The organism is Myxococcus stipitatus DSM 14675 (genome assembly GCF_000331735.1).
Lineage (GTDB): Bacteria > Myxococcota > Myxococcia > Myxococcales > Myxococcaceae > Myxococcus > Myxococcus stipitatus.
This window is the reverse complement of the sequence record NC_020126.1, coordinates 8717902-8737264: the sequence shown is the minus strand read 5'-3', so window position 1 is coordinate 8737264 and position 19363 is coordinate 8717902. Positions and strand designations below refer to the sequence as shown.

Genomic DNA, 19363 nt, shown 5'->3' with positions numbered 1-19363 from the left:
AGCGTGGCTTCGCGGACGTTGGGATGCTTCAGGGGTGCATCCTCCGCGACATGACGGTGTAGGCTGATAGGTTGGAAGCCTCGGAAATCTGACTCAGCCCATGCAGCAGAAGCTTTCCGCCGACATGTCGACGACCGCTGTCCAGACGAAGGGCAAGTCCGCGCAGGCCCCGCGGAGTGTGCCTGCCCTGACCGTCGTGTCCCATCCGCAGGCCCAGCGGATCGGCGAGCGGCTCCTCCTGGAGGTGCTCGCCAGCGTGGGCCGGACGGCGGCGCTCTCCCGCAACGCGCCGGATTTCTCCCGGCCGGGAGGGCTGCTCGCGCTCCCCTTGTCCGACCCGTTCCTCAGCCGGACGCCCGTGCTCTTCGAGCCCGCGGCGAACGGCGGCCTGCGGCTGTTGGTGCCGGAGGACGGCACGCAGGTGTCCGTCGCGGGCGAGTCCGTTGCGGGCGGGCGCGAGTTCTCCCGAGAGGAGCTGGCGGCGGGGGTGCCCCTGGTGCTGGCCGAGCGCGTGGTGCTGCTGCTCCACCTGGCGTCGCCGGCCTCGGAAGGGGCCGTGAAGGACCTGGGCTTGGTGGGGCAGGCGGAGGGCATCCAGCAACTGCGCGAGGACATCCTCCGGGTGGCGGACCTGCGGGTGCCGGTGCTCATCCGGGGTGAGACGGGCACGGGCAAGGAGCTGGTGGCCCGCGCCATCCATGACCAGGGGCCCCGGCGCTCCGGTCCCTTCATCAGCGTCAACCTGGGGGCGCTCTCCAAGGAGCTGGTGGCCGCGGAGCTGTTCGGCGCGCAGCGCGGTGCGTACACCGGCGCGAACCGGGACCGCGAGGGCTTCTTCCGCGCCGCGCACGGCGGCACGCTCTTCCTGGACGAGGTGGGCGAGGCGCCCCCCGAGGTGCAGGCGGCGCTCCTGCGTGTGCTGGAGACGGGCGAGGTGACGCCGGTGGGCGGCCACGCGCCGGTGCCGGTGGACGTGCGGCTGGTCGCCGCGACGGACTCGGACTTGGAGGCGCGCATCGAGGAGCGCATGTTCAAGGCGCCGCTGCTGCATCGGCTGGCGGGCTTCGAATTGTGCGTGCCGCCCCTGCGCGAGCGGCGCGAGGACATTGGCCTGCTCTTCGTCCACTTCGCGCGCCAGGAGCTGGAGACCACGGGCGAGACGTGGCGGCTGGCTTCGACAGACCCGCGCGCGCAGCCGTGGCTGCCGTCGGCGGTGGCCGTGCGGCTGGTGCGCTACGGCTGGCCCGGCAACGTCCGTCAGCTGCGCAACGTCACGCGCCAGCTCATCATCGGCAGCCGGGGCCTCCCGGGCCTGCGCGTGGACTCACGGCTGGAGCAGCAGCTGGAGGGCGAGTCGCTGCCGGTTCCGGGGCGGGTGCTGAGCGCTCCGGCGCAGGGACAGGCGGAGGCCTCGGACGCGAAGGCCTCCCGGCGCAAGCCCTCCGAGGTGGGGGAGAACGAGCTCCTGGAGGCGCTGCGCTCGTGCTCGTGGGACTTGAAGGCGACCGCGGACTTCCTGGGCATTCCCCGCCCGTCCGTCTACGTGCTCATCGACAAGAGCCCGCTCATCCGCACCGCCCGGGACTTGAGCCCGGAGGAGATCTCCCGCTGCTTCCAGGAGTGCGAGGGGGATTTGGACAAGATGGTGCAGCGGCTGGAGGTCTCCCGTCGCGCGCTCCAGCGCCGCGTCCGCGAGCTGGGCCTCTCGGACGCATAGCGGTCCGGACACGTCAGACGGGCATGATGACGTGTCGTTGACGCGTCCAGTGCGCTCACCGGAGGAGGCCCGTCGAGTTCCTCCCGAGTGAGTCGAGCACGCGACGCGGCTGGTACGGTGCCTGCAACCCCACGTCGTCAACGCGCAGTCCAACCCCAGAAGGAGCCACGGCCCATGGCCAACAAGAAGCTCGAGCCCGTCATCATCCTCATCCAGCCCTCGGGCCCCCTTCCCGCCGACCCCCGTGTCCACCTGGGGCAAGAGGTGACGTTCCGGCTGGATGGTGTCGCTTCCGCGGAGGTGCGCTTCACCGACGGGAGCTGCTTCTCGCAGCCCGGCCCGTTCCTCCTGTCGAACAGCTCCCCCCTGGCCGCCAACAGCGAGCACACGGTGACGTTGACCGCCTCCCCGCGCAACTACCCGTATGACCTCGTCCTGCCCCCCACGGCCGCGAGCCGCCTGGGCGGCAACGCCGAGACGAAGAAGGGCGGCCTGGACGTGACGACGGACCCGCCCGAGGACCCGAAGTAGTCCTCGCCGCGAGGCCTCATGGAGGGGAAGGGCGGGTGAGCGGCTCCACGTTGGAGGCGAGCCTGCCCTTCCACCACGCGGCGAGCGAGGGATTGCGCGCCAGCGCTTCCTCCGCGTCCGCGCGGGCCCGCTCTCGCCACACGTCTTGCTGAGTGGCGGGCGCGGAGCCTCGGGCCAAGGCCTCTCTCAACCCGGCGCGCAGGAGCCGCGCTCGTGCCCACTGGGGCCGTGCGGCCAGGATGCGCTCCACGAACTCGATGCCGCGCATCAGCACCGGCGTCGCGTCCTCGCCCCGGTTCTGCTTCCACTGCCCCCAGGCGAGCTGGAGCTCTCCGGCGGCCAGGACGTACTCGTGTCTCCTCGGGGCCAGCTCCACCGCTTGCGCGAGCGCCGTCGCGGCCTTCTGGAAGTCCTCGTCCGTGGCGACGCCCTTCATCACGCGATGCCGGGCGCGCACGTCGAGCACGCCGCCCTGGTAGCGCCAGGCATACCCGAGCCGCGGGTTGAGGGCCTGGGCCCGCGCGAGCGCTTCCTCCGCCTGGGCCAGGTCCGGGCCCACGTCGCGCTTGCGCTCCAGCGCGTGGGTGGCCCACAGCACGTGCAGGCGCGCCAGGTTGGTCCACATGTCCGCGTCGCCGGGCAGCAGGTCCAGCGCGCGGCGGTAGTCCTCCTTCGCCGCGCGGAGGCTCGCGGTGGGGTCCTCGCCGCGCGTCAGGAGGAAGCCCGCGCGCACCGCCTCCACCTCGCCCAGATTGTTGTAGGCGAATGACTGTTGTGGCGCGATGTCGCGAGCCTGCTCGAAGGCCCGCCGGGCCTCGGCCAGGAGCGACTCCACTTCCTTGCCGTCCTCCCAGTGCTGCTCGGCCTGCCACAGGAGCGTGGCGCCCTGGCCGTTGGCGAGCTGGGGCAGTCGGGGGTTGATGTCCCGGCCCTGCTTGTAGAGGGCGAGCGCACGCGCGACGTCCGGCTCCGGGTCCTGGCCGTGCTCCTGCTTCCAGCGCGCGAGCTGCTCGGACACGTCCGCGCCCTGGTAGCAGGCGATGACGTTGCGCGGGTTGAGCGAGAGCGCCCGCTCGATGGCCTCCATGGCGCGGCGCAAGTCGCCTTGCGTGTCCGTGGCCTGGGGCAGGCCCGCCCGCGCCCGATAGGCGTTGCCGAGGTTGATCCACGCGTCCGCCTGCGTCTCGCGCATGCGGATGGCCGCCAGGTACGTGTCGATGGCCTTGTCCTGGTGGGCGCGAGGGTCCAGGCCGTGCTCGTTCTCGTAATCGGCCCAGATTTGATGCGTCAGTCCCAGCGTCGCGAAGAAGGCATAGTCGCGCTCCTCGGGGCTCAACTGCTCCAGCGCCTCGACGGCCAGGCCGAGCTGCTTTCGCGGGTCCTGCGAGAGCCGCTGCTGGTGGCGGGCCCAGAGCCGGTGCGCGATGGCCAGCTCCAACGTCACGCGGTCGCTGGGCGGCGCCAGCTTCAGCGCGGCCTGGGCCGCGTCGATGGCCTTGCCCAGGAGCTCCTCCACGTCGCTCGCGTTCTGGTTGGCGTGCTGCTCGGCCAGGCGGCGGTGCAGGCGCGAGCGCACGATGAGGGAGGGGTGGTGGTCCGGCGCGGCCTTCAGCGCGCGCTCCAGGGCCTCCAGTCCCTTCAGGTAGAGCGGCTGGATGTTGCCCGCGCCATAGAGCTCCATGACCAGCGCGGCCAGCTCCAGTCGCCCGAGCGCGTAGTGCCCCGCGGGCTGGCTCTCCGCGGTGGCGATGGCCTGGGCATAGGCGCGCCGGCCCGCCTCCAGGTCCGCCTGGGAGCCGGCCGCGTCGCCCTGGTGCCAGCGCCCCGTCGCGCGCGCGAGGTACACGTCGCCTCGCAGGAGGGGGGCCTCGTAGAACCAGGGCAGGGCCTCCCCCATCGCGTCCAGGTGCGCGAGCGCCTCTTCATGGCGTCCCTCGTGGAAGGCGAAGAGGGCCTTCACGTACAGCGGCGGCGCGGGGACGTCCGGCCCTTCGGCCTGTCGGAGGTAGGCGAGCGCGGGGTCGCGGTAGCGCTGCTCCAGCTCCTTGCGGCGCGCCTCGCGGCTCTCCGGGCTGCGGCGCTCGACGTCCAGGAGCAGCTTCTCCCGGTACTGGTCTCCCAGCACCAGCGCCAGCGCCCACGCGGCCCGAGGCTCCCGGTAGCCATGCTCCCACGCGGCCTCGAGCTTCTTCCTCGCCCCCTCCACGTCGCCCAGCGCCCAGAGCGCGCGGCCCAGGGCGTAGTTGCCGGGGCCCGCCGCGCGCCCGCCCGACTCACGCACCTCCGCCTCCAGCGCCTCCATGCTCGCGCGCAGCGCCTGGTGGTCCTCGCGTGTGTCGTGCAGCCGGGAGAGGGACGAGTAGCGCGCGGACGCTTCGATGCGCTCCACCCGCTCGGTGAAGCTGCGGGTGAGCCGCTCTCGCTCGGCCACTTCGCTGCGCGCGAGCACCGCCTGCCCCAGCGCCAGCGCCACCACCGTCAGCGCCGCCGCCGCCAGGCTCAGCATCACGCGGTGCTTGCGCGCCTTCTTGCGCAGCCGGTAGCCCACGCCCCGCCGGGCTTGCACCGGCTCTCCGCCGAGGAAGTGCTCCAGGTCATCCGCCAGCGCCCGCGCCGAGTCGTAGCGGGCCGAGCGCTCCTTCTCCAGGCACTTGAGGACCACGGCCTCCAGGTCCTCGGGGATGTCGCGGTCCAGCGTGCGCGGCGGGGGCGGCTCCTCCGTCTGGAGCCGGGCGATGATGTCGTGCTCGGTGTCGCCGCTGAAGGGCGTGCGTCCGGTGAGCAGCAGGTACAGCGTGGCGCCCAGGCCGTAGACGTCCACGCGCCGGTCCAGCCGGGCCGTGTCGCCTCGGGCCTGCTCGGGGGCCATGTAGTGCGGCGTGCCCATCACCACGCCGCTCATGCCCGCCTCCTCGCGCCAGTCGCGGGCGAGGCCGAAGTCCATGACGAAGGGGACGAAGTCGCCGTCTTCCGTGCGCTCCACCAGGATGTTGCCGGGCTTGATGTCCCGGTGGACCAGGCCCGCGCGGTGCGCGGCGTGTACGCCCTCCGCGGCCTGGCGCAGCAGCAGCACCTTCTGCTCGGACGTCAGCGTCGGCGCGAGCTGCCCCAGGGACTGGCCCGCCACGTAGCGCATGGCGATGTAGCCGCGCCCCTGCACCTCGCCGACCTCGTACACCTCGCACACGCGCTCATGGCGCACGCGGGCCTGGGCGCGGGCCTCGGACAGGAAGCGCCGGGCGAGCTCCGGGTCTCCGCCCCGCACGAACTTGAGCGCCACGTTGCGCCGCAAGAGCGGGTCATACGCGAGGAACACCTGCCCCATGCCGCCCTGGCCCAGGAAGCGCACGGGCTGATAGCGGTCCCAGTCGGGGACGGGGAAGCCGGGCTCCGCGGCCGCGTCCGCCGAGGCGGGGGCCTGCGGGGACACCACGGGCGTCTCCGGGTCCAGCGTGGCGGCCTCCAACGGGCCAGGGCCCGTGCCCGCCGTGTCGTCGAAATCCCGGGAGAGCTCATCGCGCAGGGCCACGAGCGTGGACTCGCCCAGTCGCCCCTGCTCACTCAGCAGCTCCAGGGGACTGCGGCCCTGGTCGAGCGCCTCCTCGCGCAGCGCGGCCGCCTCCTCGGCGGAGACGAGCCCTTCATTCAGCGCGAGGAGCAGCTCCTCCTCGTACCTCTCCTGCGTCTTCCCCGCGATATCCACGGCCCCCAGCATACGGGGTTGCGCGGCCCGACGGGGAGACCCGCCGGGAGGTCCACGAGTCCCTGGGTGAGGGACTGGGGGAAGGGTGTGGACCTCCCGGCGGAAAGGGGGAGACGGCCTTAGCGGCGCTTGTTGCGGCGGCGCAGACCGAGCAGGCCCAGCAGCGCCAGCCACGACGAGGCCGGAGCCGCGCTGCAGCCACCACCCGCGAACGAGCGCGTGTTCAGCACCGTCCACTTGTACTCGGCGGGGGTGGCGTCCACGTTGCCCGCCTCATCCACGGCGCGCACGCGCAGGGTGTGGTCCCCGTGCGAGACGTCGTAGGTGGTGCTGCAATCGACGTACGGGCCGCCGTTGAGGCTGCACTCGTACCGCACGCCGGTCTCGGTGGAGCCGTAGTCGAACTCGGCCTCCGAGGTGTCGGTGCGGCCCGGCGGGCTGCGGACGAACGAGGTGTCCGGCGCCACCGTGTCGATGCGGAACGTGTCCACGTTGGAGACGGGGCTGACGTTGCCCGCCCGGTCCGTGGCCGTGGCCGTCACCGAGTGCGAGCCGTCCGCCATCGGCGTGGACGGCGTGCAGCTCCAGCGGCCGGCGTCATCCGTGACGGCGGTGCACAGCACCGTGGCGCCCTCGCGCACCGTCACCGTGGTGCCCGGCTCCGACGTGCCGCTGATGGTCGGCGTGTTGTCGTTGAGGAGCGAGCCCGGCGCGGGGCCGGTGATGACGGGGGCGGCCGGCGCCGTGGTGTCCACCGTGAAGGTGGTGGGCGCGGACGGGCTGCTGACGCCGCCACCCGGAGGCGCGGCGGTGGCCGTCACCGTGTGCGGACCCTCGGGGAGCGGCGTGGACGGCGTGCAGCTCCAGCGGCCATTGGCGTCGGCCGTGGCGGTGCACAGCACCGTGGAGCCCTCGCGCACCGTCACCGTGGCGCCCGGCTCCGAGGTGCCGGTGATGGCCGGCGTCGGAGTCGGGACGACGCTTCCCGTGGCGGGGCCGGTGATGACAGGCGGGGCGGGGGGCACCCGCTGGATGACGATGTTCGTCGGAGGCGCCGTCTCCGTGGTGCCCAGCACCGTGGACGTGACGACCACCGAGTGCGAACCCTCCGGGATGTTGCCCAGGTTGCAGGTCCAGTTCCCGGTGGCGTCGGTGACGGCGGTGCAGGCCGGGGTGGGGTTCCCATCGACGTAGACGTGGATGGTGGTGCCCGGCGTCGCGGGGCCGCCGATGACCGGGTCCGTCACGCCGCCAGGGCCCGGGTCCGTCAGCACGGGGATGAGCTGGCAGATGGAGAGCGAGTCCACGCGGAAGGTGGCCGTCGTCGCCGAGTTGTTGTTGGTGGCGCAGTCGGTGTCGATGAAGGCCACGCGCACGTCACCCGTGGCCGCGTCGAAGTCGCGGCGCTCCGTGAAGCCCTGCTCCATGGCGGCCTCGCGGGAGGTGGACCCCGTCGTCGGGGGAACGCGTCCCAGCGAGAAGCGCTGCGCGCCGGTGCTGGTGGTGTGGTTGACGCCGAAGATGCCCGGGTACCAGCGGGGTGCTCCGTCGTAGTCCACCGCGCCGGAGACGTAGCTGATGCGGTAGCGGCCCGGCACCGTGAGCGCCGCCTGGATGTCGCCCTCCGGCAGGGTGGGCGTGCCGATGTTCCCGACCTGGGTGCACTCGTTGCGAGCGTGGCGGGTGAGGATGACATTCACCGCCTTGTTCTGGCAGCCGGAGCCGGACTCCACCGCGCAGGTGGCATTGCAGCCGTCGCCCGCCGCCGTGTTGCCGTCGTCGCAGGCTTCCGTGGTCGCCTTCACGCCGTCACCACACCGCACCGCGCAGTCCGAGGGGATGTCCAGGCAGCTGTAGCCCGCCTCGATGGTGCACGTGGCCGTGCAGCCATCGCCCGCGGTGGTGTTGGCGTCGTCGCACTGCTCGCTCCCGTCGAGCATCCCGTTGCCGCAGATGTTGGCGGTGACGCAGAGGTCCGAGTGCGGGTTGCAGGTGCCGCTCTCGCAGACGCCGGACGCGTTGCACGCCTGGCCGTTCTCCCACAGGCAGCGCGGCGAGCAGGTGTCTCCGCCCTGGAGGTTGCCGTCGTCGCAGACCTCGGCGCCGGCGACCACGCCGTCACCGCAGGTGGTGCTGCACGCGCTCGGCGCGCCACTGCACGAATAGCCGGGCTCCGGGGCGCAGTTGCCGCTGCAGCCGTCGCCCGCCGTCTTGTTGCCGTCGTCGCACGTCTCGCCCGGGTTCAGCACGCCGTTGCCACAGCTCTGCGTACACACGGAAGTGGCACCCACGGGGCGCGTGCAGACATAGCCGGACTCCACCGTGCAGGTGGCGCTGCAGCCGTCGTCCACCACGGTGTTGCCGTCGTCACACGCCTCGGTACCCGCGACCTGGCCATCGCCGCACAGGGTGGTGCAGGCGGAGGGCACGCCGGAGCAGGAGTAACCCGGCTCCGCACCGCATCCGGACGAGCAGCCGTCGCCCGAGTGGGTGTTGCCGTCGTCACACGTCTCGTTCGGGTCCACGACATTGTTGCCGCACGACGGGACGCACACGGAGGGCGCGTTCGTGGGCCGGCTGCAGGCGTAGCCGGACTCCACGCGGCACTCGGTGGCGCAGCCGTCCCCCGGGTTGAGGTTGCCGTCGTCGCACTCCTCGCCCGGGTTCACCACGCCGTTGCCGCACGTGTTCACACAGGGCTGGCCGGGCGTGGGGCAGGAGGCGCCCAGCTCCAGGGTACAGGCCACGGAGCAGCCATCGCCCATGGTGGTGTTGCCGTCGTCGCACAGCTCGCCGGGGTTGAGCTGGCCGTTGCCGCACAGCGGAGCGCAGGTGGACGGGGCGCCGCTGCACTCATAGCCGCCCTCGATGCGGCAGGACGCGGAGCAGCCATCGCTGCCCAGCGTGTTGCCATCGTCGCACTGCTCACCCGCGTTGATCTGCCCGTTGCCGCAGGTGGCGACACAGGCCTGGCCCGGGGTGGGGCACGCGTGGCCGGACTCCACGCGGCAGCTCGCGTTGCAGCCGTCGCCCGCCGTCGTGTTGCCGTCGTCGCACTGCTCGCCGGCGTTGAGCTGGCCGTTGCCACACGTCCGCGCGCAGGAGCTGGGGGAGCCCGCGCAGCCGTAGCCGGTCTCGATGCCGCAGCTCGCGCTGCAGCCATCGTTGTTGGCCGTGTTGCCGTCGTCGCACTCCTCGCGAGGAGACACGGCGCCGTCACCGCAGCGGTCGTCGTAGGCGTCCACGAAGATGTAGCGGAACGCGTTGGGCTCCGAGGCCGCGTTCTCGTTGCACAGCTCGATGCGGTTGAGGCCCGTGCGCCAGCCCGCGTTCGAGCCGAACTCCCGGATGATGCTCTTCTGCCAGGGCTGGCCGCCCGGCTCGCTCACCGTGACGGGCGTGAAGGCCGTGCCGTTCACCGTCGCGTGGTCGAACTCGTTGTCGTTGAACGTCGCCAGCCGCAGGCGGAACTGGGAGACCTTCGTGGTCGAGGGGATGATGAACCGCTGGGAGACACACGTGGGGGCCCCCAGGGGTGCCGCCATGAAGCGCGCCGTCTGGATCTCCTGCGGCCAGTCCTGGGCGGTGCGCGCACCGGTGGCGGCGCCCAGGTTGTTGGCGGTGTAGAACCAGTGCGGGTCCAGGCCGGACTCCAGCCGGCGGTTGTTCTGGTCCACGCCCGTGTTGAAGACCACGACGCCCGCCCTCACGCAGCGGCTGGGCGTACCGGCGCAGGCGAAGCCAGGCTCCACCTCACACATGCGGTTGCAGCCGTCGCCCTCGGCGCGGTTGCCGTCGTCGCAAATCTCCTGGTCGAAGTTGGGCCACTGGCGGTTGTTGAACGCGCCGTTGCCACACAGCGACAAGTCACAGGTGGCGGAGCAGCCGTTGTTGCCCGCCACGGTGTTGCCGTCGTCGCAGGCCTCGCCGGTGTTGACCACGTCGTTGCCGCACAGCGAGGCCAGGGAGCAGGCCCGTCCGGGGACGTGGCACAGGTAGCCGGCTTCGATGGTGCCCGTGGCGGAGCAGCCATCGCCGCTCACCGTGTTGCCGTCGTCGCACTGCTCACCGGGTTGCAGCCGGCCGTCGCCCACGAGCGCGGAGGACTGGCTGGAGACCAGCGCCTCCTCGCCGGTGGAAGCCGGAGGCATGGGCTCGCAGCCGGTGAGGGCCGCGAGGAGCGCGAGCGCGAAGGCCGCGCGGAGCCCGGCGCGCGCGGGCGGCCGAGGCTCGGGACAGAAGGGTTCAGGGACTCGTGTCGTCATGGAGTGTCTGCCTCACTTCTCGAGGGTGTCGGCCCCGGGGGTCCCCTGCTTCGTCTCGACGCCCTCGGCGTCACCGACGATGCGGAACTCCACGCGGCGGTTCTTGGCGCGGCCTGGCTTGGTGGTGTTCTCGGCGATGGGCTTGGCGGGGCCGTAGCCCTGCGCGTCCAGCCGCTCGCGGCTGACCGTCTTGCCCACCAGGTACTTCACCACCGCCTCGGCGCGGCGACGGGAGAGCTCCAGGTTGTAGTCTTCCTTGCCCGTGTTGTCGGTGTGGCCCTCGACGCGCAGCTTCTCGATTTCAGGGTGCGACGCGAGGATGGCCGCCACGCTGTCGAGCAGCTTGTGGCTGCGCGCGCTGATGACGTCCTGGTTGTTCTCGAAGAAGACCGACTCGAGGATGCGAATCTGCCCCTCGCCAATCTGCGCGAGCTGCTTCGCCTTGCAGCCGTGGTTCTTCTGCGTCCCGGGCTCATCCGGGCAGTTGTCCAGCCGGTCCACCAGCCCGTCGCCGTCGCGGTCCTTGTCCGGGCAGCCGCGGTTCTCCTTCGGGCCCGCCTCGTTCATGCAGGCATCGCGCGCGTCCGCCACGCCGTCCTGGTCATTGTCCGGGTCCGGGCAGCCGTTGGTGTCCTCGAAGCCGTCCACGTCCTCGGGCTGGCTGGGGCACGCGTCCTTGGAGTCCGCGAGTCCGTCGCCGTCGGAGTCCGGGTCATCCGGGCAGCCGTCGGAGTCCTCGAAGCCGTTGAGGTTCTCCGCGTTGGCCGGGCAGCGGTCCGCCAGGTTGAGCAGGCCGTCCTGGTCGTCATCCGTGTCCGCGCAGCCGTTGAGCTGGGCGAGACCCGGCGACACCGGGCAGCGGTCCGCCAGGTTCTTCACGCCGTCGCCATCCGCGTCCAGGTCGGGACAGCGGGCCGGCTCGTGGGGCTGGCCCGCGACACATGACGCGACCTTCGTGCCGTCGGGGCCGAAGTTGACGCCCGCCAGCACGCGGAACTCGGGCGTGCCGGGCGTCTGGCCGAAGCCCGGGCCGCCCATGACATAGAACTCGGTGCCCTCGGTCCGCGCGCTGCGCAGACCCAGCAGCACCTCGAGCGACTCCGGCGCGTCCGCGAACGGCAGCGTGCCGCGCACCACCAGCTCCTCCCTCAAGCCGAACAGCTCCGTGGTGACGTTGACGCCGGCGTTCATCTCCACGCCCATCTCGTCGCGCAGCGGCGTCGCGCCGGGGGTGAGGGCGTACGTCTTGCTCCTCACGAGCGTGCCCACGTCCGCGCCCACGCGCCACGTGTCGGCAATCCGTTTGCCGAGCCCCAGGCGCGGGGTGAAGACGAAGCCATCATCCTTGGTGAGCACCTCTTCGCTGCCCAGGGGCAGGGCCACACCCAGATGCAGACCCAGGTCCACCGGCCCTCCGCGCGACTCGGACAGGATGCCCGCGCGCGCCTGGAGCCAGGGCGTGCCCAGCGCGAAGGTCGCCGGCGTCTCGAAGCCCAGCGTCCGCGTGTTCGGGCCCCACTGGGTGACGAGCGGAACCTGCGCGCCGACCTCCAACCAGTCCGTCAGGGCGTAGGCGCCGCTGAAGTGCACCGTCACGCGGTCGGAGACGATGGTGCCCTGGCGCTCGTCGTTGCGCAGCAGCACCAGCGGCCTGCGCTGATAGTGCGCCGTCAGGCCCAGGCGGAAGGTGCCATCCGGCAGCAGGTCGCCCGTGGACAGCACGAGGCTGTCCTTCGCGCCCGGGTTCAACTGCAACCGCTCCAGCTCCAGGCTGGGGATCCGCTGGGTCTGCGCCTCAGCGGAAAATGCCCAGAGGACAGCGAGTCCCCCGAGCAAGGATGAGTGACTTCTCGATTTCAAGAGTTCCTCCACGTCCACGCGGCTCCGTGAGAGCGCGCGACCTTCGACCACCCGTTGGGTGCGCCGGCACAGTTGCACGGCGTGGGCCAGGGTGTCGTGAGGTGGACGGAGGAACCTGTGAGGGGTGCTGACGTGTCAGGGCGTGTCCGGGTTCATCCCCGCACGTCTTTGACACGTCAGCGCGTGAGGGGCTGGGTGGAGGAGTACCCAGCCCGAATCACGGGCTTCGGTGGGGCTTCAGCCCTGGGCGAGGGAGGCCGCGTCCAGGCCCGCGTCGGCCATCAGCAGGGCCAGCTCCGCCTTGAGCTTGTCCTTGGCGCGAATCTCGAGCTGACGGGCGCGCTCGCGGGAGAAGCCGAAGTGCTCACCCAGCTCGCTGAGCGTCATCTCCGAGTCACCCATCACGCGGTTCTCGATGATGAAGCGCTCGCGCGGGTCCAACCGGCGCAGGGCGCGCTGGACCAGGTCCTTGGCGAGGCCCGCTTGCTGGCGGTCCGCGACCTCGTCCTCGTGGGACGCGGAGGCCGACTCCACGAAGTCCAGGTGGGTGGCGTCACCGTCCTCGCCCACCGGGGCGTCCAGCGACAGGTCCCGGCCGCCCATGCGCTGCTCCATCTCGCGCACCTCGGAGGCCTTCACGTTGAGCTTGCGCGCAATCTCCTCCGCGTTGACGACGCTCGCGTCGCCCGCGCCCATGCGCTCCAGCTCGCGACGCGTGCGCGCCAGGCTGAAGAAGAGCCGGCGCTGCGCCTGCGTGGTGCCCAGCTTCACCAGGCTCCAATTGCGCAGGATGCAGTTCTGGATGTACGCGCGAATCCACCAGACCGCGTAGGAGATGAGGCGGATGCCCTTGTCCGGGTCGAACTTCTGCACCGCCTTCATCAGGCCGATGTTGGCCTCCTGGATGAGGTCGGACATCTTCAGCCCGTAGGAGCGGTACTCGTAGGCCACCTTCACCACGAAGCGCAGGTTGGCCGTCACCAGCTGGTGGCCCGCCATCAAGTCACCCTTGCGGAAGCGGCGCGACAGCTCCTGCTCCTGCGGCTGCGTCAGCAGCGGGTATTGGTTGATCTCCGAGAGGTACGTGGAGAGGGAGTCCGGGGAGGAGAAGTGAGAAGAGTCCTGCATGGCATCTCTCGGGGAAGGGGGCCGTTGGGAGCCGCGTTGGGCGGCCTGGGGCTCCTTCGCAATGCGCATGCCATTTTCGAGTCCCCCCGTTTCCAAGTGAATGCGCGGGTTTGCATCACCGGAGCAGGGTGCTTAAGGGCGGCACCCTTTCGTTTTTACAGGGGTGGGAACCGAAGACTCTTCCGATTGTGTCCTGGCCGACGGGAGCGGTCCGCACGGTCCGCTCGTCCTTTCGTACAAGTCTCCTTCCGGGGTGCGGACGCGTCCGGTATCGCGCTCACGGGGTGGGAGTGTTGTCCTCGCGAAGCTGTGTGAGGGTGAACTCGAGGATGCGCCGGTGCCGCTGGCTCCGAGTGGAGTCCGGGCCCAGCTCGCGCAGGGCCTGGGTGAGCAGCTGCTCCGCCTGGGCGCGCTCTCCTCGCGCGCGGAGGACGCGGGCATGGCCCACGAGCACCTGCGTCCGCGAGGGACCCTTCACGCGCGCCAGGGCCCGCTCGCTCGCGGCGAGGGCCAGGTCCTTCTGGCCCGCCATCAGGTACAGCGAGGCGAGGCGCGAGGGAGGACCGGGGTCCTCGGGAAACTCCTGCTCGCTGCGCTCCAGCGCGGGGATGGCCACCTCGGGGCGGTCCATCAGCGCGGCGGCCATCTCGCGATGGGCATCGAGCGCCGCGCGCTCCTCCGAGTCCTTCGCGCGCGCGGCCTCTGCTTCGAGGAAGCGCCACCACGTCTCCGCCAGCTTCTTCATGCCGGGCTCATCCCCCGTCACCTCGCGGACCTCGCAGACCACCTCGTACAGCGACGAGCGCTGCGGCGAGGTCAGCGTCCCTTCGGGTGTGTCGAGGGCGCGCAGGGCCTCCTGCTCGAGCGCGCTTCGCAGGGTCCGCGCTTCCTCCGTCTCGATGTCGAGCGCGCAGCCCAGGCCCACGTACAGGAGCCGCGAGCGGTCCTCCACGCGAGACAGCGCGGGCAACTCCTTCGCCGTCTGTCTCACGCAGTCGAGGGCGCGCCCGGTGGCGGCCAGGGACTTGATCAGGGAGACGGTGGTGCCCGGGCGGCGAGCGTCCTCGCGCGGCAGCGTCTCCAGGAGGCGTTGATAGGCGGTGGCGGCGTCCTCGTGGCGGCCGGCGAGCGCGAGTGCGTCCGCTTGTGCCAGGTCCTCGCGGCCCTGGCGGAAGGCCTGCTCGGAGTGGTCGAGGTAGCGGATGAGTTGCTGCACGGACACGGCCCCCAGCGAGCGGCTCACGACTTCGCCTTGCTCCGGCTCCAGGACGAACAGGGTGGGCCAGGTGTCGATGGGGTAGCGCTCGAGGAAGGCCGCGTTGGTGTCGACCTCCGTGTTGATGGCGAGCCAGATGAACCGGTCCGCCAGGGGCAAGAGCTCGGGCGAGGGCATCACCGTCGCGCGCATGGAGCGGCAGGACTGGCACCAGGGGGCCCAGACATCCACGAACACAGGGATGTTTCGCTCCCGGCCCGCCTGGAGGGCTTTTTTCCAATCATTTTCGATGAAGGAAATCCCAGGCGTCGGGGTCGTGCCGCGCTGCGTCGAGACGCCTGGCGTGGTGCAGGCGGAGAGGAGCAACAGCAGGACGCCAACAGCGGTTTTCAGGGCCATGGGGGCTCCGGAGGGAGGGGTTCCGTCGGGAGTCCCCAGACACCCGTGAAGCGATTGGGTTCCGTGGGTGGGGTGTCTCGCGCAACTTCGTGAGACGTCATGAGACAATGGAGGGGACGCCCTATCCCCCTGGGCGGGAGCCCTCATGAGCCAGATCAGCCGCAACCGTCCTTCCCTCGCCTCGACTCCGACCACGTCGCTGAAGAGCCCCGCTGGAGAGCAGGCGCAGGCGCCCAAGAAGGGGCAGGCGGCGCTCCTGGGGCGGGGCAAGGATGAGTTCCAGCCGCAGACGAAGTCCGCGTCGCTGAGCGGGATTCAGATGATTTTCGGCGGGAACAAGGCGGAGCGGGCGAACGACGGCCTGTTCATTGGCGCCAAGGGGCAGACCTTCCCGCCCGGCACGGCGCTGAAGGACATCCCGGGTGTCACGCCCGCGGGCAATCCGAACCCGTCGAAGACGATTCTCTACGTCAACGGCATCCTGACGACGGCCTCCGCGCAGATGGATGAGATGAAGGCCATCGCGGACAAGTCGGGTGCGCGCGTGGTGGGCATCCACAACTCGACGCAGGGCATCGTGTCGGACCTGGCCGAGTGCGTGGGGGACAAGCTGGACAAGGGCAAGAACCCCGCGGTCGACACGCTGGCGGACACGCTCTACACGGAGTTGAAGGCGGGCCGTGAGGTGCACCTCATGGGCTACAGCCAGGGTGGGCTCATCTCCGCGCGCGCGCTGAACGACGTCCAGCGCCGGCTGCGCATCGAAGATGGGATGTCCTCGGCGCAGGTCGAGAAGCTGATGGGCAAGCTGAGCGTGGAGACCTTCGGCGCGGCGTCCACGCGCTATCCGGACGGTCCGCAGTACGTGCACTACATCAACAACCGGGACCCGGTTCCCACCGTCGCGGGCCTGGGCGGCAGCGTGGACCCGCTGGCGTTCATGAAGGACGCGGGCAAGGGCGCGGTGGTGCACCGCTTCTCCGAGGGCGGCCTCAACCTCCTCGACAACCACATGCTGAACATCAGCTATCTGAAGCACCGCGTGCCCTTCGAGCAGGCCCGCGCTGGCGACTTCTAGAGCGAGTCCTCGCGAGGGGCGGTGGTCAGCCCCTCGCTGGAAGGATTCGGGGCGGTCAGAGGCAGGACACGACGGCCGCGGCCAGGTTCGACGCTCGGGGTTCGCCGATCCGGAACGACCAGAGGTTCGTGACGTAGCCGAAGCCCACCCCTTCGTCGGGGTCGGCGAATGCGACCGAGCCTCCGGAGCCGGGATGTCCGAACGACCCGGGGCCGACGAAGGGCATCGGCGGGCAGGCTCTCCAGAACCCGAGCGACATGTAGAAGGAGCGGTTGGCGGGAACGTCCAGCCCTGGCGGCAACCCATGCATTCGCGTCTTGTCGGTCTGCACGCGGGTCATCTTCTCGACCGTCGCCTGATTCAGCAGCCGCACGCCGTCGACCTCGCTCACCGTCGCCGCGTACATCCGAGCCAGTGAGTGGGCGTCCGAGAACATGTTCCCGAAGGGGAACTCCGCGGCGCGGAAGGCCCGCGTGTTCATGTACCCGCTGGTGTGGTCGAAGGCACCGCCGAGCAGACTGGCGCGGGCCTGCACGGAGCTCGGGCCCCACACGGCGTTCATCCAGGCGATGACCGTGTCCCTGTCCAGGCCGGTCGTCTCAATCATCCCGGCAGTCATCTCCTCCAACGTGAACGGAGCCGCGTACTCGATTCGAGCCACCCGTTCCTCGTGCTTCTCGGGCAGCCCGATCCAGGCGCTCAGTCCGAGCGGGGCCACGACCTCCTCAGCGAAGAAGGTACCGAGCGACTTGCCGGTGATCCTCCGCACCAGCTCCCCGACGAGGAATCCGTAGGTCATGCTGTGATAGACGTGCTCGGTGCCGGGCTGCCACTCCGGCTTCTGCGCCTCGAGTGCCCGGATGACGGGATGCCACGCGCAGGCGTCGTCGAAGGACAGCGGACCGTCGACGACTGGCAGGCCCGCCTGATGTGAGAGCAGCCAGCGCACTGGGATGTCTTCCTTTCCGGCGGCGCCGAACTCCGGCCAGTACCGGGCCACCGGGGCGTCCAGGTCGAGCTCGCCTCGCTGTGCCAGCAGATGGGCGCAGATGGCCGTAGCGCCTTTGGTCGTGGATGCGACCAGCGCGATGGTGTCCTTGCTCCACGGACGGTTCGCCTCGCGGTTGGCGAGACCGCCCCACAGGTCGACCACGGGACGGCCGTCCTTGTAGACACAACACGCCGCGCCGACTTCGCCGGGGACTCCCGTGAGGTTCGCTCGGAAGACATCGGCCACTTTTCCCCAGCCATCCTCGACATGGCCTTGCACAGCGGTTCCACGAGTCGTGTCCAACACGTTGCACGTCCTTTCCTGGAGGGTTCGAAACGCATGGCGCGGCACCGGAGTGCTCGGATTCGCGCTTTGTGGGCGGATGTCTCAGGTCTGCTGATGTCTTTGTTTTGTCGGGGCGACGAAACGCGATGTCTCGGTCGCTTGTCTCGACAGGGTGTTCGACGGCTTCCTCGCACGGCGCAGTGGCGCTGGCCGCGAGGAACTCGTCATGGATGCTGCCTGGGGCGGTGGTGCGGCGTCTTGCTCAGACGCTCTTTGCTTGTTCTTCGGCGGCGCGTGCGAGAGCGTTTGTCAGACGTTCACGCTCCCGGAGGATCCACTGGCCCTTCGGGTAGTTCCGGACGAACGCCTCGATGAACTCCACGGGGTCCTCCCCCACGATTTGTCGGATGGGAGTCTGGTTCGCGGCGCTCTGCTCGAACAGGTCGACGAGGTCCGCGTACATCGCAGTCCCATCGCCTCCTGTCCCGAAGTACGTCAGATACCGCTCCAGCGCTTCGAGGGCTGTGCGGTAGCTCGGCGGAAGCTGTTTCGCGCGAGCCTTGTATTGCCGCCATTGAGTCTTGTCGCCGATCACCTTCGAGATGAACGTTGAGATGGACATATCATCTGCCTCCTTTTTGGAGCCGGTCGAGCCGCTCGGTGAGGAATCGCCATGTCTGCCAGAACTCGTCGAGAGAGGCTTGGCCCTCGGCGTTGAGTGAGTACACCTTGCGGGGTGGCCCCTTCTCGGAGGGGACCTTCTCCACGGCGACCAGGCCTCGCTGCTCAATCCTGACGAGCAGCGCATAGACGGTGCCCTCGGCGATGTCGGAGAAGCCCATCTCCCGCAACCGCGCCGTGATTTCGTAGCCGTACTCCGGCTGAACGGACAGGATCGCCAGGACGATGCCCTCCAACGTGCCCTTGAGCATCTCCGTCATCTGCTTGCTCACGAATCGCTCCCCGAGCTACTTGGCGTCGCTGACTACCAGTACATAGTAACGCTGAATAGCTGGAGCGCAAGTCCACCTTGCGCCAAGGAGGAGCGCCCCTCCTGGCGCCGGCTGTAATGAAGTCGCTCACATCCTGCAGGGCGGGGACTTCTCCCTCGACTGCGAGGGGAGAAGCGGCTCCATTCGTCGACAGCTTCCCGGGTGGCTCGACGAGCCCTACAAGGGAACTGACGCGGTGCTCCCTAGGGAGTACCGGCGAACAGCACCACCTAGGGGCCTGTGTCGGGACAGTGACAGTGATAGGTCCTTCCGCAGGCTTCATCGGACTTTCCGCACGGCACCGTCATTCCTCCGAGGTTGCTGACGAATTCTGTCCCTTCGATAAAGGTCTGGCCGATCGTGTAGCTGCACTCGGGCGGCCCTTTCGCGATCTGGATGACAGAACAGTCGTCATAGTCCAGTGCTGGGGTTGGGCGCGCAGCGGGTTGGGGCGTGGGGGGCTCACTGGGTTTGCACCCGATGATGCATAGCCACACATGGATCATCAGTGTGAGTTTGTGTTTCACTTTGACCCGGGGACTCATTCTTGTTGGATGACGGGCGCGCTCCGCCTTCTGTCGCTGGGGTCGAACTCTCGGCTGGAGGTACGTGGGGGCGCTACCGGTGCACGAAGGGTGGAAGGGCGTCGTCGTGGAGCTCGCGGTAGAGCTCCTTGAGGCGGGCTTCCTCTGCCGTCTCCGTCTTCTCCTCCATCGTCTTGATGCCCACCTCCAGTTCCCATCCCGACATGAGGAGCGCCCAGAACGGGGCATTGATGGTGTGGCCATAGAAGGCCAATTCATTCAGCCTGCGTTGCAGATTGTTGGCCCTGCCGATGTAGATGATGGGGCAGGTGAGGCGGCCCTGCTGGATGCTGAGTCTGTCGAGCCGCTCGAGCCGTTGCAGGTAGTACTCAGCGAACGCCCAGTTCTGTCCCTCGCCCAGGCCCAGCTCGGCGAACATCGCGCCGCTGGATGCGTCCACTTTCCCCTGGAGCTTCATGAACGGGGAAGAGGTGAACGTCTTTTTTACGTGCTCCAGGTCCGTTGTTCCCTCCTTGCGGACCCGAAGCACATAGACGCCCGAGTCGGCGAGGATGTTGGCGAAGGCGCCTCCTCCTCCCTGTGCGGCGTCCTTGAGGGGCATCCAAGTGCCCACCTCGGTCGAGATGGCTTTTCCATTACACATGCCTCGAGAC

General features: G+C 69.8%; 12 protein-coding genes. 3 read left to right on the top strand and 9 right to left on the bottom strand.

The genetic code is table 11. The features are described from left to right. Positions 1 to 100 precede the first annotated feature (100 nt). Both MYSTI_RS33705 and MYSTI_RS33700 read left to right on the top strand, forming a co-directional pair. Positions 101 to 1717: a sigma 54-interacting transcriptional regulator gene (locus MYSTI_RS33705; protein ID WP_015352318.1), complete on the top strand. Its 1617-nt coding sequence runs from the start codon at positions 101 to 103 to the stop codon at positions 1715 to 1717. 174 nt (positions 1718 to 1891) lie between these two features. Further along, a complete protein-coding gene (locus MYSTI_RS33700; RefSeq protein WP_015352317.1) occupies positions 1892 to 2248 on the top strand; it encodes a hypothetical protein in 357 nt (118 codons plus the stop codon). Positions 2249 to 2264: 16 nt separating this feature from the next. Here the strand turns inward: MYSTI_RS33700 and MYSTI_RS33695 are convergent, their stop codons facing one another. The 5 genes from MYSTI_RS33695 to MYSTI_RS33675 form a co-directional block, all read right to left on the bottom strand. Further along, positions 2265 to 5963, bottom strand: a complete 3699-nt coding sequence (locus MYSTI_RS33695; protein ID WP_015352316.1) for a serine/threonine-protein kinase — start codon at positions 5961 to 5963, stop codon at positions 2265 to 2267. Positions 5964 to 6070: 107 nt separating this feature from the next. After that, positions 6071 to 10216, bottom strand: a complete 4146-nt coding sequence (locus tag MYSTI_RS33690; RefSeq protein WP_015352315.1) for a DUF4215 domain-containing protein — start codon at positions 10214 to 10216, stop codon at positions 6071 to 6073. A gap of 12 nt (positions 10217 to 10228) precedes the next feature. Next, the gene (locus MYSTI_RS33685; RefSeq protein WP_015352314.1) at positions 10229 to 12088 is read right to left on the bottom strand and encodes an OmpA family protein; all 1860 of its coding nucleotides are present in this window, start codon (positions 12086 to 12088) and stop codon (positions 10229 to 10231) included. A gap of 225 nt (positions 12089 to 12313) precedes the next feature. After that, on the bottom strand, positions 12314 to 13204 hold the full coding sequence (locus MYSTI_RS33680; protein WP_015352313.1) for an RNA polymerase factor sigma-32: 891 nt from the start codon (positions 13202 to 13204) through the stop codon (positions 12314 to 12316). A 277-nt stretch (positions 13205 to 13481) separates the two neighbouring features. Next, the gene (locus MYSTI_RS33675) at positions 13482 to 14819 is read right to left on the bottom strand and encodes a thioredoxin family protein (RefSeq protein WP_015352312.1); all 1338 of its coding nucleotides are present in this window, start codon (positions 14817 to 14819) and stop codon (positions 13482 to 13484) included. Between the two features lie 145 nt (positions 14820 to 14964). Here MYSTI_RS33675 and MYSTI_RS33670 point away from each other — a divergent pair, with 145 nt between their 5' ends. Beyond that, entirely contained in the window at positions 14965 to 15897 is a 933-nt protein-coding gene (locus MYSTI_RS33670; RefSeq protein ID WP_015352311.1) for a lipase family protein, read from the top strand. Positions 15898 to 15952: 55 nt separating this feature from the next. Here the strand turns inward: MYSTI_RS33670 and MYSTI_RS33665 are convergent, their stop codons facing one another. The 4 genes from MYSTI_RS33665 to MYSTI_RS33650 form a co-directional block, all read right to left on the bottom strand. Continuing rightward, a complete protein-coding gene (locus tag MYSTI_RS33665; RefSeq protein ID WP_201768937.1) occupies positions 15953 to 17134 on the bottom strand; it encodes a serine hydrolase domain-containing protein in 1182 nt (393 codons plus the stop codon). 301 nt (positions 17135 to 17435) lie between these two features. After that, positions 17436 to 17795 carry a DUF1048 domain-containing protein gene (locus MYSTI_RS33660; protein WP_015352309.1) on the bottom strand — a complete coding sequence of 120 codons (360 nt, stop codon included), beginning with the start codon at positions 17793 to 17795 and terminating at the stop codon, positions 17436 to 17438. 1 nt (position 17796) lies between these two features. Next, positions 17797 to 18126 (bottom strand): PadR family transcriptional regulator, encoded by a 330-nt coding sequence (locus MYSTI_RS33655; RefSeq protein WP_044282147.1) that lies wholly within the window; start codon positions 18124 to 18126, stop codon positions 17797 to 17799. Positions 18127 to 18783: 657 nt separating this feature from the next. After that, entirely contained in the window at positions 18784 to 19311 is a 528-nt protein-coding gene (locus MYSTI_RS33650; protein WP_015352307.1) for a GIY-YIG nuclease family protein, read from the bottom strand. Positions 19312 to 19363: the final 52 nt, after the last annotated feature.

What these genes read in the sequence shown, in the direction of transcription:
- MYSTI_RS33705 (WP_015352318.1), top strand. Translation starts at nt 101, where the DNA reads ATGCAGCAGAAGCTTTCCGCCGACATGTCGACGACCGCTGTCCAGACG.
- MYSTI_RS33700 (WP_015352317.1), top strand. Translation starts at nt 1,892, where the DNA reads ATGGCCAACAAGAAGCTCGAGCCCGTCATCATCCTCATCCAGCCCTCG.
- MYSTI_RS33695 (WP_015352316.1), bottom strand. Translation starts at nt 5,963, where the DNA reads ATGCTGGGGGCCGTGGATATCGCGGGGAAGACGCAGGAGAGGTACGAG.
- MYSTI_RS33690 (WP_015352315.1), bottom strand. Translation starts at nt 10,216, where the DNA reads ATGACGACACGAGTCCCTGAACCCTTCTGTCCCGAGCCTCGGCCGCCC.
- MYSTI_RS33680 (WP_015352313.1), bottom strand. Translation starts at nt 13,204, where the DNA reads ATGCAGGACTCTTCTCACTTCTCCTCCCCGGACTCCCTCTCCACGTAC.
- MYSTI_RS33675 (WP_015352312.1), bottom strand. Translation starts at nt 14,819, where the DNA reads ATGGCCCTGAAAACCGCTGTTGGCGTCCTGCTGTTGCTCCTCTCCGCC.
- MYSTI_RS33670 (WP_015352311.1), top strand. Translation starts at nt 14,965, where the DNA reads ATGAGCCAGATCAGCCGCAACCGTCCTTCCCTCGCCTCGACTCCGACC.
- MYSTI_RS33660 (WP_015352309.1), bottom strand. Translation starts at nt 17,795, where the DNA reads ATGTCCATCTCAACGTTCATCTCGAAGGTGATCGGCGACAAGACTCAA.
- MYSTI_RS33650 (WP_015352307.1), bottom strand. Translation starts at nt 19,311, where the DNA reads ATGCCCCTCAAGGACGCCGCACAGGGAGGAGGAGGCGCCTTCGCCAAC.